Source organism: Dryocola baronae (genome assembly GCF_051297175.1).
In the GTDB taxonomy this organism is placed as follows: domain Bacteria; phylum Pseudomonadota; class Gammaproteobacteria; order Enterobacterales; family Enterobacteriaceae; genus Dryocola.
In genome coordinates, this window is record NZ_JBINNY010000001.1 from 123,457 (window position 1) to 140,195 (window position 16,739).

At 55.9% G+C, this 16,739-nt stretch carries 13 protein-coding genes; 8 read left to right on the forward strand and 5 right to left on the reverse strand.

Annotated features, from left to right (window positions below; all coding sequences use genetic code 11):
- Positions 1-65: 65 nt before the first annotated feature.
- The gene (gene metF, locus ACSPHG_RS00595) at positions 66-956 is read left to right on the forward strand and encodes a methylenetetrahydrofolate reductase (RefSeq protein ID WP_435951549.1); all 891 of its coding nucleotides are present in this window, start codon (positions 66-68) and stop codon (positions 954-956) included.
- A 326-nt stretch (positions 957-1,282) separates the two neighbouring features.
- Here metF and fsa read toward each other — a convergent pair whose 3' ends face one another.
- Positions 1,283-1,945, reverse strand: coding sequence for a fructose-6-phosphate aldolase (gene fsa / locus ACSPHG_RS00600; RefSeq protein ID WP_435951550.1), 663 nt, complete (start codon positions 1,943-1,945; stop codon positions 1,283-1,285).
- A 21-nt stretch (positions 1,946-1,966) separates the two neighbouring features.
- Positions 1,967-4,468 carry a phosphoenolpyruvate--protein phosphotransferase gene (ptsP, locus tag ACSPHG_RS00605; RefSeq protein WP_435951551.1) on the reverse strand — a complete coding sequence of 834 codons (2,502 nt, stop codon included), beginning with the start codon at positions 4,466-4,468 and terminating at the stop codon, positions 1,967-1,969.
- A 310-nt stretch (positions 4,469-4,778) separates the two neighbouring features.
- On the opposite strand from ptsP, the gene ACSPHG_RS00610 reads away from it, so the two are divergent.
- From ACSPHG_RS00610 to ACSPHG_RS00630, 5 genes are read left to right on the forward strand one after another with little or no spacing between them, the layout of a single operon-like run.
- A complete protein-coding gene (locus ACSPHG_RS00610) occupies positions 4,779-5,861 on the forward strand; it encodes a PTS fructose transporter subunit EIIC (protein WP_435951552.1) in 1,083 nt (360 codons plus the stop codon).
- Between the two features lie 21 nt (positions 5,862-5,882).
- The gene (locus ACSPHG_RS00615; RefSeq protein WP_435951553.1) at positions 5,883-6,203 is read left to right on the forward strand and encodes a PTS fructose-like transporter subunit IIB; all 321 of its coding nucleotides are present in this window, start codon (positions 5,883-5,885) and stop codon (positions 6,201-6,203) included.
- A gap of 27 nt (positions 6,204-6,230) precedes the next feature.
- Positions 6,231-8,528, forward strand: a complete 2,298-nt coding sequence (locus tag ACSPHG_RS00620) for a formate C-acetyltransferase (RefSeq protein WP_435951554.1) — start codon at positions 6,231-6,233, stop codon at positions 8,526-8,528.
- Positions 8,494-9,369 carry a [formate-C-acetyltransferase]-activating enzyme gene (locus tag ACSPHG_RS00625; protein WP_435951555.1) on the forward strand — a complete coding sequence of 292 codons (876 nt, stop codon included), beginning with the start codon at positions 8,494-8,496 and terminating at the stop codon, positions 9,367-9,369. Before ACSPHG_RS00620 ends, ACSPHG_RS00625 begins: the two co-directional genes overlap by 35 nt.
- Before the next feature lie 20 nt (positions 9,370-9,389).
- On the forward strand, positions 9,390-9,734 hold the full coding sequence (locus ACSPHG_RS00630; RefSeq protein WP_435951556.1) for a PTS fructose-like transporter subunit IIB: 345 nt from the start codon (positions 9,390-9,392) through the stop codon (positions 9,732-9,734).
- On the opposite strand, the gene ACSPHG_RS00635 is transcribed toward ACSPHG_RS00630, so the two are convergent.
- From ACSPHG_RS00635 to argE, 3 genes are all read right to left on the reverse strand, one after another.
- Positions 9,727-10,581, reverse strand: a complete 855-nt coding sequence (locus ACSPHG_RS00635; protein ID WP_435951557.1) for an AraC family transcriptional regulator — start codon at positions 10,579-10,581, stop codon at positions 9,727-9,729. The genes ACSPHG_RS00630 and ACSPHG_RS00635 overlap by 8 nt on opposite strands.
- A gap of 117 nt (positions 10,582-10,698) precedes the next feature.
- Positions 10,699-13,350, reverse strand: coding sequence for a phosphoenolpyruvate carboxylase (ppc, locus tag ACSPHG_RS00640; protein WP_435951558.1), 2,652 nt, complete (start codon positions 13,348-13,350; stop codon positions 10,699-10,701).
- Between the two features lie 242 nt (positions 13,351-13,592).
- On the reverse strand, positions 13,593-14,744 hold the full coding sequence (argE, locus tag ACSPHG_RS00645; protein WP_435951559.1) for an acetylornithine deacetylase: 1,152 nt from the start codon (positions 14,742-14,744) through the stop codon (positions 13,593-13,595).
- A gap of 186 nt (positions 14,745-14,930) precedes the next feature.
- On the opposite strand from argE, the gene argC reads away from it, so the two are divergent.
- Together argC and argB are read left to right on the forward strand one after the other, a co-directional pair.
- The gene (gene argC, locus ACSPHG_RS00650) at positions 14,931-15,935 is read left to right on the forward strand and encodes an N-acetyl-gamma-glutamyl-phosphate reductase (RefSeq protein ID WP_435951560.1); all 1,005 of its coding nucleotides are present in this window, start codon (positions 14,931-14,933) and stop codon (positions 15,933-15,935) included.
- 14 nt (positions 15,936-15,949) lie between these two features.
- Entirely contained in the window at positions 15,950-16,726 is a 777-nt protein-coding gene (argB, locus tag ACSPHG_RS00655; protein ID WP_435951561.1) for an acetylglutamate kinase, read from the forward strand.
- Positions 16,727-16,739: the final 13 nt, after the last annotated feature.

Consider the following 16,739-nt stretch of genomic DNA (forward strand, 5'->3'; position numbering starts at 1 on the left):
ACGTCTAAACGTCTGGACTGCAAACACAACAACATAATGACAAATGCGATTGATGAGGTAAGGGTATGAGCTTTTTTCACGCCAACCAGCGGGAAGCACTGAATCAGAGTCTGGCGGAAGTCGCCGGGCAAATTAACGTTTCCTTTGAGTTTTTCCCGCCGCGCACCAGTGAAATGGAACAGACCCTGTGGAGCTCAATCGACAGGCTCAGCAGCCTGAAGCCTAAATTTGTTTCCGTGACCTACGGGGCCAACTCCGGCGAGCGCGACCGCACGCACAGCATCATCAAAGGAATCAAAGACCGCACCGGCCTTGAAGCCGCTCCGCATTTGACCTGCATCGACGCCAGTCGCGACGAGCTGCGCACCATCGCTCAGGACTACTGGAACAACGGCATCCGCCATATCGTTGCCCTGCGCGGCGACCTGCCGCCAACCGGCGGTAAGCCGGATATGTACGCTTCCGATCTGGTCACCCTGCTAAAAGACGTGGGCGATTTTGATATTTCGGTTGCTGCCTATCCCGAAGTCCACCCGGAAGCGAAAAGCGCGCAGGCCGATCTCATCAACCTGAAACGCAAAATCGACGCCGGTGCGAACCGCGCGATTACCCAGTTCTTCTTCGATGTCGAAAGCTACCTGCGCTTCCGCGACCGCTGCGCGGCAGCGGGTATTGACGTCGAAATCGTGCCGGGCATTTTGCCGGTCAGTAACTACAAGCAGGCGCACAAGTTTGCCACCATGACCAACGTGCGCGTCCCGCACTGGATGGCGCAGATGTTCGAAGGCCTTGATGACGATGCGGAAACCCGCAAAATGGTCGGCGCGAATATCGCCATGGACATGGTGAAAATCCTCAGCCGCGAAGGCGTGAAGGACTTCCACTTCTATACGCTAAACCGCGCCGAGATGAGCTACGCGATTTGCCACACGCTGGGCGTCCGCCCGAGTTTATAAACCTGCTTGTCGGGTGGCACTACGCTTACCCGACCTACGGTTGGCGGATGTAAATGTCGGGTGGCACTACGCTTACCCGACCTACGGTTGACGGATGTAAATGTCTGGTGGCGCTACGCTTACCCGACCTACGGTTGACGGACGTAAATGTCGGGTGGCGCTACGCTTACCCGACCTACGTTTGACGGATGTAAATGTCTGGTGGCGCTACGCTTACCCGACCTACGGTTGGCGGATGTAAATGTCGGGTGGCGCTGCGCTTACCCGACCTACGTTTTGAATTTTGTAGGGTGGATAAGCGCAAGCGCCATCCACCGCGTTTTTAACTACAGCGCCTTGCTGCCAAACGCCTTCTGCCAGTCTTCTTCAAACTTCACAATCGCCGCTTCTACCGCCGGTGCTGCAAGAAATTGCTGGGCGACATCCAGCGGCAGGGTGATCGCTTCACAGCCCGCCAGCAGGCAATCCAGCGCCTGACGCGGCGTTTTAAAGCTTGCGGCCAGGACTTTGCTAGCCGGAGCATGCAGCTCAAGCAGGCTTTGCAGCTCCTGCACCATGCGAATACCGTCACCCCCTTGAGCATCAACGCGGTTAACGTACGGTGCGACGTATTCCGCTCCGGCAAGCGCTGCCAGCAAACCTTGTGCCGCGCTATAGACGGCGGTGCCAAGCGTTGGGATGCCAAAATGTGCAAGCTGTTTTATGGCCGCCAGCCCTTCGGAAGTCACCGGGATCTTCACGACGATACCGGGAACGCATTCCGCTAGCTTCTGCGATTCTTTCACCATGCCCGCCGCATCCCGGCTCATCACCTGAGCGAACAGGCGGCCTTCTGGCCCCACCGCTTTTTGCAGACGCGGCAGAACGTCCCAAACGGATTCGCCGCCAGCAGCCACGATGCTCGGGTTGGTTGTCACGCCGTGCAGCGGGAAGATGCGCGCCAGGCGTTCTACTTCCGCTACGTTTGCGGTATCGAGATAAAGCTCCATCAGTTTTTCCTCTTGAGTCGATTACAGTTCAAGTTCACGGGCCAGCAAAGCGGCTATAGCGTCGCCGTGGGTGGCGTTGACCAGCGCGCTGCGGAATTCTTCGTGCATGATGCGTCGCGCCAGGCGAGAGAAAATCCTCATATGCTGATCGCCCGCCGCGTGTTTGTTCAGCGTTAACATAATGATGAACTGCGCCTCTTCATCGCCCCACGCTACCGGAGCCGGCAAGCGCGCCACGCTGATGGTGGACTGTTCGATATGCTCAGACTTGCTGTGCGGAATGGCGAAGCTAAAGCCCAGCCCGGTGGAAAACACAGCTTCTCGCGCCCACAGGTCGGCTTCCAGCTTACGCGGATAGCGGCTGCGCCCGGCGAGCAGCAGGTTATCGGTCATACCTTTAATCACTTCTTCTTTGCTGCGCCAGTCGTTATCCAGCGAAATGCACTGCGTGGTGATGAGCGGCGCGTCCTGCTGGGTCATACGGAATTGTGCCAACAGGTGTTCAACCTCAAGCGAGGTGCGGCAGGCCATCGCCTGGTTCAGCAACTGGCGGCAGGCGCGGCTGTCCAACTGAGAGAGCCGCTCTTTTGTCGCAGGCACCGATGGCGCGCTCATGCTGATTTCATCAAGACCGAGTCCCACCAGCAGCGGCAGCACAGAGCCTTTTGCGCCCAGTTCCCCGCACAGGCCAATCCATTTCCCCTGGCGATGCACCGCCTGCACGGCGTAATCCAGCGCGCGCAGGAACGCCGGGTTCAGGCTGTTGTAATGACGCGTTACCTTGGCGTTATCGCGGTCGACCGCCAGCAGATACTGCGTCAGGTCATTGCTGCCGATGCTAAAGAAATCAATCTCTTCGCAGCACTGGTCGATGATGAACATCACCGAAGGCACTTCCAGCATGATGCCGAGGGGGATTTTTTCATCGAAAGGAATATGCGCGCTGCGCAGCGACTGTTTGACCTCGGCAAGCTGATCCTTTACCCACAGGATCTCTTCCATGGAGGAGATCATCGGGATCATGATTTTCAGCGATCCGTGCGCAGAGGCACGCAGGATTGAACGCAGCTGGGTATGGAATAACGCGAGGTATTCCTGATAGATACGTACCGCTCGATAGCCGAGGAACGGGTTGTTTTCAGCCGGGATTTTCAGATAGTCCACGGGTTTGTCGCCGCCGATATCCATCGTGCGGACAATAATGCTGCGTCCGTTGGCCCCTTCCAGCGCCTGGCAATAAATGTTGTAAAGCTCATCTTCGGAAGGCGCAAAAGCACGATCCATATAGAGCATTTCCGTACGGAACAGACCGATCGCTTCTGCACCATTGTTGAACGCTGGCGCGGCTTCCACGGAGTGGGCGATGTTCGCCGCGACTTCCATACGGATGCCATCGGCCGTGCGCCCCGGTTCGTTGAGCCATACTTTTTGCCGATCGCGAATCGTTTGCTGTACCCAAGCTTCCTGCTGGTAATAACGCTTAACCGGCTCGCTAAGGTTCACCGCCACCAGGCCAAGATCGCCGTCGATTTGCACCGGCTGTTGCAGCCATGGTGCCAGCGCGTCAATGTCCACTCCAACAAGGGTTGGAATGTTAAAAGAACGAGCCAGAATAACCGTGTGGGAAGTCGTGCCGCCGCTGTGCAGCAAAAGCCCTTGCAGCAGGGTTTTATCCAACTCCAGGAACTGGCTTGGCGTAAGTTCTTCCGCCATGCAAATGGCCGTCTGCTGGAGCTTGCCCGGCGTCGGGAAGCGGGTTTCGCCATAAATCTGCTGCAGGAGCTGGAAGCAAACGTCGCGTACATCGAGCACGCGCTCTTGCAGATAGGCGCTTTCGGATTGCGCAAACTGCTCGCAAAAATGCTCTGCGGTTTTAACAACCGCCGCCGCGCAGCTCATGCCTGCCAGCACATGGCCCAGAAGCTGATTGCGCAGCGAGACATCTCCCGCCAGAGAACGATGAGCTTCCAGAATGGCGCTTGCCGTGCCGTCGTTAGCAAGCAGCTGAATATTGATGGTTTTTAGCAGCCTTTCCAGGCCGCTTTCCAGCGCCGCCTGCTCTTCATCAATGCTTTTCGCCGCCGGTAGTTCACCCAATTTATTCAGGTCGAGGCTGGCTAGCTGCACCAGCGTTCCGTTGGCGCTGCCCGCACAGACCGGCATGGCGTGAAAGAGAGTTGGATTCAGGCGGGACAGGGATTCCGGAATGGTAGCGGCTTCGCTATTTTGCACCTGTGCCAGCGGCTCATCGCAATGGGGAAACTCATCGGTGAGAAAGGTGGTAAGCCGTTTGAAGGCGTTTTCCTCATCTTCACCGCTAATGATTAATCGGCAGTCGTCTCCCTTTAGCGTCCCCGTGCCGATGAGCGCCAGCGCGCTTTTCGCATCGCCAGCGCGCTCGGTGCGCAGGTTGTGCCATTCAATGGTGGAAGCAAACTGATTACACAGCGTTTCAACGTGACTGGCTGGACGGGCATGCACCCCGTTGGGTAAGTCGCAGCGGAAATTTACTACCAGGGCCATGGGATTCTCCTGAGCCAACTCTTAATAATGCCTACAGAATAAGAGCCGGGCAGCTTGCCTCGCCACGGGACAAAACTGCCAAAAACTGGATAAATGTAATGTGTGTGGTTATTTGCGAGATGCCTCACAAATCTGCCCTATTGCAATTTATGCACGTCATTGCGGCAATTTTGAGGCGGATCGCATTTTTCTTTCTGTCATACAAAAATCCAGTAAATGTCATTTTTGTCCACTGTCTGCCGCCGCCTGGATTCCCTATTGTGTGCCCAATCTGTTTTGCTATGCGCCGCAACGGCACCGGGAGCACTTTATGAAAGAGCTAGTCCAGATCCTCAAAAATACGCGCCAGCACCTAATGACCGGCGTGTCACATATGATCCCCTTTGTGGTGGCGGGGGGCATCCTGCTGGCCGTGTCTGTCATGCTGTACGGCAAGGGCGCGGTGCCAGATTCGTTAACCGATCCAAACCTCAAGAAGCTGTTCGATATCGGCGTGGCCGGTTTAACGCTGATGGTGCCTTTTCTGGCGGCCTATATCGGGTATTCCATTGCAGAGCGCTCGGCGCTGGCACCTTGTGCGATAGGTGCCTGGGTAGGAAACAGCTTCGGCGCGGGGTTCTTCGGCGCCATCATCGCCGGGATTATCGGCGGCATTATTGTCTTCTATTTGAAGAAAATTCCGGTGCCGAAGATTTTGCGCTCGGTGATGCCCATTTTCGTTATTCCTATCATCGGCACCTTTATTACCGCGGGCATCATGATGTGGGGCCTTGGTGAACCCGTCGGTGCGCTTACCGCAAGCCTCACCCAATGGCTGCAAAGCATGCAGCAGGGCAGCATCGTCGTGCTGGCGGTGATTATGGGGCTGATGCTGGCGTTCGATATGGGCGGGCCGGTCAATAAAGTGGCCTATGCCTTCATGCTGATTTGCGTGGCGCAGGGGGTTTATACCGTTGTCGCTATTGCCGCTGTGGCTATCGCCATACCGCCGCTTGGTCTTGGCCTGGCAACGCTGATGAACCGTAAAAACTTTACTACCGAAGAGCGTGAAGCCGGGAAAGCGGCGCTGGTTATGGGCTGTGTGGGCGTCACCGAAGGGGCCATTCCTTTTGCAGCAGCAGACCCGCTGCGCGTGATCCCGTCCATCATGCTGGGTTCAGCCTGTGGCGCGGTTACTGCGGCTCTAATGGGCGCGCAATGCTATGCGGGTTGGGGTGGTTTGATTGTGCTGCCGGTGGTGGAAGGCAAGCTGGGTTACATCTTCGCGCTGTTGGTCGGGGCCGTTGTCACCGCCGTATGCGTTAACTTGCTCAAAACCTACGCGCGTAAAAAACAGGTGGATTCTCCAGCACAAGCTGAAGATGACCTGGATCTGGATTTTGAAATTAACTGATTAAATGAGAAGGAATTAACCATGACTAAGATTATTGCTGTGACCGCTTGCCCATCGGGCGTAGCCCATACCTACATGGCCGCAGAGGCGCTGGAAAGTGCTGCGAAAGCAAAAGGGTGGGAAGTAAAAGTGGAAACCCAGGGCTCCATTGGCCTTGAAAATGAGCTGACTGCAGAAGATGTCGCCAGCGCGGATATGGTGATTCTGACGAAAGATATCGGTATCAAAATGGAAGAACGCTTTGCCGGTAAAACCATCGTGCGCGTCAACATCAGCGACGCGGTTAAACGCGCCGAAGCCATCATGAATAAAATCGACGCTCATTTAGCACAGACGGCCTGAGCCTTTGCATGAAGTAAGGAAACCATTATGACCTCTCGTATCGAACGCCTGAAAACAGCCCTGTTTGCCCAGCCGCGGGAAATCTCTCTGGAGCGCGCGGTGCTGTATGCCGCCAGCCATAGAACCACTGAAGGCGAGCATGTTCTGCTCCGCCGCGCGAAAGCGACGGCGTGGATTCTGGATAACGTAGAGATTGCGATTCGAGAAGATGAGTTAATCGCGGGCAACCGAACCGTGAAGCCACGGGCCGGGATCGTGTCCCCCGAAATGGATCCTTACTGGCTGCTGAAAGAGTTAGATCAGTTCCCAAGCCGTCCGCAGGATCGCTTTAACATCAGCGAGCAGGACAAAGCGTTGTATCGCGAGCAGCTCTATCCTTACTGGGAAAAGCGCTCGATGAAGGATTTCATCAATAGCCAGATGACGGATGAAGTGAAGGCTGCGGTTAAGACGCAAATTTTCAGCGTCAATCAAACCGACAAAGGGCAGGGGCACATCATCATTGATTATCCTCGCCTGCTGCAAAACGGGCTGGGCAAGCTGGTGGCGGAACTTCGTGACCACTGTGTTCAGGCGCCGGACAATCACTTCTACCAGGCGGCGCTGATTTTGCTTGAAGCCTCGCAGCGGCATATTTTGCGCTATGTCGCCCTTGCCACACAGATGGCAGAAGAATGTGAGGACGCGGTACGGCGTGATGAGCTGCTGAAAATCGCCGCCATTTCTCGCCACAACTCGGAATGTTGCCCGGAAGACTTCTGGCAGGCGTGCCAGCTGTTCTGGTACATGAATATCATTTTGCAGTACGAATCCAACGCCAGTTCGCTTTCGCTGGGCCGCTTTGACCAATACATGCTGCCGTTTTATCAGGCCTCGCTCAACCGTGGCGAAAGCCCGGCCTTCCTGCGTGAACTGCTGGAGTCATTGTGGGTGAAGTGCAACGACATCGTGCTGCTGCGTTCTACCAGCAGCGCCCGCTATTTTGCGGGTTTTCCTACCGGTTACACCATTTTGCTGGGTGGCCTTACGGAGAACGGGCGCAGCGCGGTAAACGTGCTTTCATTCCTCTGCCTGGATGCCTACCAGAGCATTCAACTACCGCAGCCAAATCTCGGCGTGCGGGTCAATGAACTGATCGATCGTCCGTTCCTGCTTAAAACGGCAGAAACCGTGCGTTTGGGGACAGGCATTCCGCAAATATTTAACGATGAAGTGGTCGTGCCAGCTTTTCTCAACCGGGGCGTCTCGCTTGAGGATGCGCGTGACTATTCCGTCGTGGGGTGCGTAGAGCTGTCGATTCCCGGCAAAACCTACGGCCTGCACGATATCGCCATGTTTAACCTGCTGAAAGTGATGGAAATCGTTCTGCAGGAAAACGAAGGCAATACACAGCTTGATTATTCAGGGCTGCTGCAGCAAATTCGCGACAAAATTCGCCACTACATCCGGCTGATGGTTGAAGGCAGCAATATCTGCGATATCGGCCACCGCGACTGGGCGCCGGTTCCGCTGTTATCTTCTTTTATCGATGACTGCCTGAAAAAGGGTAAAGACATCACCGACGGCGGTGCGCGCTATAACTTCTCCGGCGTGCAGGGTATCGGTATTGCCAACCTGAGCGATTCGCTGCATGCCCTGAACGGGATGGTGTTTGAGCAACAGCGCTTAAGTTTCGATGAGCTGCTGGCAGTATTGAAAGCGAACTTTGCTACGCCAAACGGGGAGCAGATTCGCGCAAGGCTAATCAATCGCTTTGAGAAGTACGGCAACGATATCGACGTAGTGGACAACATCAGCGCCGATCTGCTGCGTTTTTACTGCAAAGAAGTAGAAAAATATGCCAACCCGCGCGGCGGCTACTTCACGCCGGGTTCTTACACGGTTTCAGCCCATGTGCCGCTCGGTGCCGTAGTGGGCGCTACGCCGGACGGGCGTTATGCAGGTGAACAGCTGGCAGACGGGGGGTTATCGCCAATGCTGGGCCAGGATAGTCAGGGGCCAACCGCGGTATTGAAATCGGTCAGTAAGCTAGATAACTACCTGCTGTCTAACGGGACGTTGCTGAACGTGAAGTTTACCCCGAACACGCTCGAAGGCGATGCGGGCCTGCACAAGCTGGCGGATTTCCTCGGTGCCTTCACTAAGCTTAAGCTCCAGCATATTCAATTTAATGTGGTAAACGCCGAAACGCTCCGTGAAGCGCAGCTGCGCCCTCAGGATTACACCGGGCTGGTGGTGCGCGTAGCGGGCTACAGCGCCTTCTTTGTTGAGCTGTCGAAGGAGATTCAGGATGACATTATCCGCCGTACAGCGCATCAGCTGTGACGTCATCGATAACGAGGCGCTAAAGGCGCGGATCTTCAACATTCAGCGTTATTCGCTAAACGACGGCAGGGGGATCAGGACTGTCGTGTTTTTTAAAGGCTGTCCACATTCTTGCCCGTGGTGCGCAAACCCTGAGTCCATCTCTGGAAAGATTGAAACCGTACGGCGTATGTCGAAATGTCTGCGATGCCCGACCTGTGAAAACGATGCGGATGAATGCCCGAGCGGTGCGATGGAGCGGATCGGGCGCGACGTTTCGTTTAGCGAACTGGAAAAAGAAGTCCTTAAAGACGAGGTTTTCTTTCGAGCATCCGGCGGCGGAGTGACGCTTTCTGGTGGTGAAGTGCTCATGCAGGCGGCCTTCGCGGCAAAATTTTTGCACCGTATGAAAGCATTGGGTATTCGCACCGCCATCGAAACCGCCGGGGACGCAGCGCCTGATAAGGTGCTGGCCGTGGCCCGGCAGTGTGATGAAGTCCTGTTTGATTTGAAGATCATGGATGCCGTAAAGGCGAAGCGCGTTCTGAACATGCAACAGCCACGCGTGCTGGATAACTTCAGGATGCTGGTCGAAAAGGGAATTCCCGTGATCCCTCGCGTGCCGCTTATCCCGGGCCATACGTTAGATCAGAGCAACATGCGGGCGATTATCGATTTTCTTGCCCCGCTAAGGCTCACCGAGCTGCATCTGCTACCCTTCCATCAGTACGGCGAGCCAAAATATCAGCTGCTTGGAAAGCCATGGCATATGGCGGGCGTGGCACAACCGAGTGAGGCGGATATTCTGCCGCTGCGGCAAATGGCTGAAAAGGCGGGGTATCATGTCACCATCGGCGGTTAGGTCTACTTAGGAGTTCATAGATGACACGACATCTGGTTGCGGTAACGGCATGTGTCAGCGGTGTTGCTCACACCTATATGGCTGCAGAGCGCCTGGAAAAACTCTGCCAGCAGGAGAAGTGGTCGGTGAAAATCGAAACCCAGGGAGCGTTAGGTATCGAAAATGAACTGACCGCGGCGGATATTGAACAGGCTGATGTGGTGCTGCTGATTACCGATATAGAGCTGGCGGGTGCGGAGCGTTTTCTTCACTGCCGCTGCGTGCAGTCAGGCATAAATACATTTCTCCGCGAGCCGCAAAAGGCTATCGCCGTTGTACGCCGTGTATTCGGCACGCCGCAGGAAACGCATATCATTATTAGCTGAGCGTTTTTTCCGTTAGCTGGCTGTGATACTGGCGGCGGTATTCGGACGGTGACCTTTCGGTACTCTTCCTGAACAGGCGGCAAAAATAGTTGCTGTCGACAAATCCGCAGGCGTGCGCCACTTCTTTCACTTTTAAATCGTAGCGTTTGAGTAGCGTTTTGGCGTGCTCCAGCCGCGTATAGTTCAGGTACTCGTTAAAGCCTACCGCGCCGGTTTTTTGGAAGAGATGCGATAGGTAGTTTGGCGAAATGTAAAAGGCCTGCGCGACGGATTCCCGGGTCAGGGCTTCGGCATATTTTTCATCTATATACTCGCGAATGGCGTCGAACAGCGCTTCGCTGCGCGAGGCCGTTTGGATCTGGCTGCCCAGCAGGTCGGTACAGTGGCTGAGGATGCTGCTGACGATAAACCGTGCCGTTTGCTGTTCGTGAGGCTGCATTACCAGTTCGTTAAGCGCCTGAAGCAGGAATGAGCCGATGCGCGGCCCGCGGCGCGCAACGTTTTGCTTGCCTAAGGTGGTGAATGCTTTTCCATCCCAATGCAGCACGCTAAATCCAAGCTGCTGTTTACCAAAAAGAATACTGAGCGTGGTCACCGGCGAGTTCCACTGTGGGCTGTTCCAGCATTTTGCCGGAACATAGAGCACGTCGTGTTGCTCGAGCCTTGCGGGCATACCCGCGTCGCAGGCGTCCATCAGCACGCCGTCGAGCACCACTTCAAGCCGGGGAAAATCAACCTGATACGCCAGTTCCGATGGCGCAACCTGGCTGCCCGCAAACCAGACGTTTTGCACCCCGGACGGGCCGTTGAGTAGCCGGGAAAGAATTTGGCTTACGTCGTGATTCATAGCGCATTCCGGTTTTTTTAGGGAGTTTTATCCTGGCACAATAGCGGCTTCTGGCGAATGAGCAAAAACAAAAAACCCCGCTTACGCAGGGTTTTATATTTTAGCTTCGTTATCCGTTTAGCCGGTATTACGCATCCCGGCGGCAACGCCGGCGATGGTCACCATCAGCGCCTGCTCAACCTGGGCGTTAGGCTCTTCGCCTTTTTCCTCAGATTGACGTGAACGGTGCAGCAGTTCAGCCTGTAGCACGTTCAGCGGATCGGTATAGATGTTTCGCAGCGTGATGGATTCGGCAATCCACGGCAGGTCTTCCATCAGGTGGGAATCGTTGGCGATATCCAGCACCACTTTGATATCCGCTTCCAGCTGATCGCGCAGCTGTTGACCGAGCTTCCACAGTTCTGGTTTCACCAGGCGCTGATCGTAGTATTCCGCAAGCCACAGGTCGGCTTTCGCAAACACCATTTCCAGCATGCCAAGGCGCGTGGAGAAGAACGGCCAGTCGCGGCACATGGTTTCCAGCTCGCCCTGCTTGCCGTCTTCGACCACTTTTTGCAGCGCGGCACCGGCGCCCAGCCAGGCTGGCAGCATCAGGCGGTTCTGCGTCCAGGCGAAGATCCATGGGATAGCGCGCAGTGACTCAACGCCACCGTTCGGACGGCGTTTTGCCGGACGTGAGCCGAGCGGCAGCTTGCCCAGCTCAAGCTCTGGGGTGGCCGAGCGGAAGTACGGCACGAAGTCTTTGTTTTCGCGGATGTAGCCGCGATACATATCGCAGGAAGTCTCTGAAAGCTCTTCCATAATATGCTTCCACTCTTTCTTCGGTTCCGGCGGCGGCAGCAGGTTGGCTTCCAGGATCGCGCTGGTGTAGAGCGACAGGCTGCTGATGGTGATTTCCGGCAGGCCGTACTTGAAGCGAATCATTTCGCCCTGTTCGGTCACGCGCAGGCCGCCTTTCAGACTGCCCGGCGGTTGCGACAGTAGCGCTGCGTGTGCGGGCGCGCCGCCACGACCAATCGAGCCGCCGCGTCCGTGGAACAGCGTCAGGGTGATTCCCGCTTTTTCGCAGGTTTTGATAAGCGCGTCCTGTGCCTGGTACTGCGCCCAGGAGGCGGCCATCACGCCTGCGTCTTTCGCGGAGTCAGAATAGCCAATCATGACCATCTGTTTGCCCTGAATAAACCCGCGATACCAGTCGATGTTCAGCAGCTGGGTCATTACGTCGTCGGCGTTGTTCAGGTCATCCAGTGTTTCAAACAGCGGGGCGACCGGCAGCGCAAACGTGCATCCCGCTTCTTTCAGCAGCAGGTGAACGGCCAGCACGTCGGAAGGCGTTTTCGCCATCGAGATGACGTAGGCGGCGATGGAGCCGCGCGGTGCTTCGGCAACCACTTTGCAGGTTTCCAGCACTTCGCGCGTGTCGTCGCTTGGCTCCCACTGGCGCGGCAGCAGCGGACGCTTGGAGTTCAGCTCGCGGATCAGGAACGCCTGTTTGTCGGCTTCAGACCAGCTTTCGTAGTCGCCGATGCCGAGGTAGCGGGTCATTTCGCCCAGCGCTTCGGTATGACGGGTGCTTTCCTGGCGAACGTCGATGCGCACCAGCGGTACGCCAAAGCTCTTCACGCGGCGCAGGGTATCGAGCAACTGACCGTTGGCGATGATGCCCATGCCGCAGGCCTGCAGAGATTGATAACAGGCGTATAGCGGGTCCCAAAGCTGTTCGTTCTGCGTCAGAAGGCCCTGTGGTTTCGGCAGGCGCTGGCCTTTCAGGCGCGCTTCCAGCCAGGCCTGGGTCGACAGCAGCTGCTGGCGCAGGCCTTTCATGATGCAGCGGTACGGTTCCTGTGCGCCGTCCGGGCCTGCCAGCTCGCTCAGTTCCGGGGTGCATTCCACCATAGAAAGCTCAGAGATAAGCACCTGGATATCGCGCAGGAACAGGTCGGTTGCTTTCCAGCGGCTCAGCAGCAGAACGTGGCGGGTGATGTCGGCGGTGACGTTCGGGTTGCCGTCGCGGTCGCCGCCCATCCAGGAGGTGAAGCGCACCGGCACAAAATCCACAGGCAGCTTGTAGTTCAGGTTTGCTTCAAGCTGTTCGTTCAGCTCGCGCAGGTAGTTCGGTACGCCTTCCCACAGGCTGTTCTCGACCACCGCAAAGCCCCACTTGGCTTCGTCGACCGGGGAAGGGCGATGCTTACGGATTTCGTCGGTGTGCCACGCCTGGGCGACCAGCTGGCGCAGGCGGCGCATAATCTGGTTGCGTTCATAGTCGGCGATGTCGCCGTGGTCGAGCTGCTTCAGGCAGCTGTTCACTTCAACCAGCTTGTGAATCAGGGTGCGACGGGTGATTTCGGTCGGGTGCGCTGTCAGAACGAGTTCCAGGGAGAGGGATTCCACAGCATCACGAATGGCGGCTTCGCTAATATCCGGCTGATCTTTTAGTTTTTGGAGGGTTTTAGCGATAACTTCGGGATTGCTGGCGGCCTCGCCGTTGGCGGAGATGCTGTGATACTGCTCGGCGGTGTTGGCCAGATTCAGGAACTGGCTGAACGCGCGGGCGACGGGTAGCAGTTCGTCGTTAGAGAGATTCTGCAGGGTGGTCAGCAATTCCTGACGGTTTGCTTCATTTCCCGCGCGGGAGGATTTAGACAGCTTACGGATGGTTTCTACGCGATCGAGGATGTTTTCCCCCAGCGCGTCTTTGATGGTATCGCCAAGCAATTTGCCGAGCATACTGACATTACTTCGCAAAGCAGAATATCGTTCGTTCATATGACCCCAGACACCCTATCCAATCTAATATGTAATTAAATTTCACCCGTGAAGGTTCAACACCGTCTTTTATAAAGCCACGTAAGTCATGTTTCGTCAATTGCTACGAAATCGTTTCAGCTAACGAGTAAATGCCGCAAATTCATGAAATTTACTTACCAAGTTTGCTCATAAGCAATTCTTATAAGACTCCCCATAAAACCAGCGGAAAAAGGGGCCAAAACCCCATTCTCCGCTATTTTTCAATGCCAGCAAAAATGATTGATCACCTGGGTGATGAGTTTGCGAGTCGGCTCGATAAAACGCGTTTCGATATATTCATCCGGCTGATGCGCCTGGTTAATCGAACCCGGCCCAAGCACCAGCGTTGGGCATAGCGTTTGAATAAACGGCGCTTCGGTGCAGTAGTTCACCACTTCGGTTTGCGCGCCGAGCAGCTTCTCAACGACCTGCACCAGGCGATCGTCTTTTGCACATTCATAGCCGGGGATCGGCGGGTGCAGTTCGGAGATGGTCAGGCGGCCCGGCCATTTCTGGCTCACCGGCTCCAGCGCTTCATTCAGTAAACCGTTTAGATCATTTAACGTGAGGCCCGGCAGCGGGCGGATATCCATGTGCAGCTCGCAGCAGGCGCAGATGCGGTTTGCCGCGTCGCCGCCGTTTATGTGGCCGAGGTTCAGCGTGGGATAGGGCACGGTGAAGGCATCGTGGTGATAGCGATCTTTCAGCGTGTTTTTCAGCGTCATGATGTGGCCGATAGCATCGTGCATCAGCTCAATGGCATTCACGCCGCGCGCCGGATCGCTCGAGTGGCCCGACTGGCCGAGGATCCGAATGGCGTTGGAGATATGGCCTTTATGGGCGCGCACCGGCTGGAGCGATGTTGGCTCGCCGATGATGGCGCAGTCCGGGCGTAGGCTGGTGGTTTCCGCGAAGTAGCGCGCGCCGGCCATGGTGGTTTCTTCGTCGGCGGTCGCCAGAATATAAAGAGGTTTTTTAAGCGTCGTGACATCGATATCGCGCAGCGAATCGAGAATAAACGCGAAGAAGCCTTTCATGTCGGCGGTGCCGAGCCCGTAGAGCTTGTTTTCGTGTTCGGTGAGGGTGAACGGGTCGCGGGTCCAGCGGCCTTCGTCGAAGGGAACGGTATCGGTATGCCCCGCCAGCAGCAGCCCGCCCGCACCTGAGCCGGTGCTTGCCAGCATATTGAATTTGCTGCGCGTGCCGGGCACGGGCTGAACCTCAACGTTGAAGCCCAGGTCACGGAACCAGCCCGCCAGTAAATTGATTAAAGACTCATTGCTTTGATCCAGCGCGCTGTCGGTGGCGCTGATGGAAGGAGTCGCGATAAGGGCGCGGTAAATCTCGATAAAAGGCGGTAATTTCATCTTCACTGTTGACAGGCCTTAGCTCAGGATAGTATACATAATCATGCATTAATATTGAATAAAAATACAATATCGCATGCCTCGATGGAACCTTGAATTTCGATAAATCTACGCGGTAACAAGATGTTGGGTGATAGCCTCTGCGCTGACACCTTATTTAGTAAACACGACGAAAGAAGGTGAACAGCCCAGATGTTGAATACGCTGATTGTTGGTGCCAGCGGTTATGCAGGCGCAGAGCTTGTAACCTATTTGAATCGCCATCCTCATATGAACATAACCGCATTGACGGTTTCAGCGCAAAGTTCAGATGCAGGAAAATTGATATCTGATTTGCATCCGCAATTAAAAGGCATTGTCGACATGCCGTTACAGGCGATGTCCGACATCCGCGAATTTACCGACGGCGTAGACGTGGTGTTCCTGGCGACCGCCCATGAGGTGAGTCACGACCTGGCGCCGCAGTTCCTGGCCGCAGGCTGCGTAGTGATTGATTTGTCCGGCGCGTTTCGTGTTAACGATGCCGAGTTTTATCAGCATTATTATGGCTTTACCCATCAGCACCCGGAGCTGCTTGCAAAAGCGGTTTATGGGCTTGCGGAATGGCAGAGCGATAAGCTTAAAGAAACTAACCTGATTTCCGTACCGGGATGCTACCCGACGGCTTCTCAGCTGGCGCTTAAGCCGCTGATTGATGCCGATCTGCTGGATTTGAACCAGTGGCCGGTGATTAACGCGACCAGCGGCGTGAGCGGTGCAGGGCGCAAAGCGGCTATCTCCAACAGCTTCTGCGAAGTGAGTCTTCAGCCGTACGGCATTTTCACCCATCGCCATCAGCCGGAAATCGCTGCGCACCTCGGCACGCAGGTAATTTTTACCCCTCATCTGGGCAACTTCCCGCGCGGCATCCTCGCGACGATTACCTGTCGTCTGAAAGATGGCGTAACCCAGCAGCAGGTTGCCGACGCGTTCAGTCAGGCTTATGAAGGCAAACCGATGGTGCGCCTGTATGAGAAGGGTGTACCAGCGTTGAAAAACGTGGTTGGCCTGCCGTTCTGCGATATCGGCTTTGCCGTGCAGGGCCAGCATCTGATTGTCGTCGCCACCGAAGACAATCTTTTAAAAGGCGCGTCGGCCCAGGCCGTGCAGTGCCTGAATATTCGTTTTGGCTTCGCCGAAACGCAGTCCCTTATTTAAACGAGCCGGGTGACATGATGAATCCGTTAATTATCAAATTAGGTGGCGTACTGCTGGATAGCGAAGAAGCGCTGGAGCGTCTGTTTACCGCTCTGGTCAACTATCGTCAGTCCCATCAGCGTCCGCTGGTGATTGTCCACGGCGGCGGCTGCCTGGTGGATGAGTTAATGAAAAAACTCTCCCTGCCGGTGCAAAAGAAAAATGGCCTGCGCGTAACGCCTGCCGATCAGATCGACATTATCACCGGCGCGCTCGCCGGAACTGCCAACAAAACGCTGCTGGCCTGGGCGAAGAAGCACGGCATTAACGGCGTCGGCCTGTGCCTGGGCGATGGCGACAGCGTGACCGTCACTAAGCTTGATGAAGAGCTTGGCCACGTTGGGCTTGCGAAACCAGGTTCAGCTAAGCTGATTACCGCGCTGCTGGATGGTGGCTTCCTGCCGATCGTCAGCTCCATCGGCGTGACGGCGGAAGGTGAGTTAATGAACGTGAACGCTGACCAGGCGGCTACGGCGCTGGCGGCAACCCTGGGCGCTGACCTGATTTTGCTCTCAGACGTAAGCGGTATCCTGGACGGAAAAGGGCAGCGCATCGCCGAGATGACGGCGGCTAAGGCCGAACAGCTGATTTCACAGGGCATTATTACCGACGGGATGGTTGTGAAAGTAAACGCGGCGCTGGATGCCGCCCGCACGCTGGGTCGTCCGGTGGACATCGCCTCCTGGCGACATGCGGAACAGCTTCCCTCTTTATTCAACGGCGTGGCAATTGGCACCCGGATTCTGGCCTAGTTTAAAAAAAGTA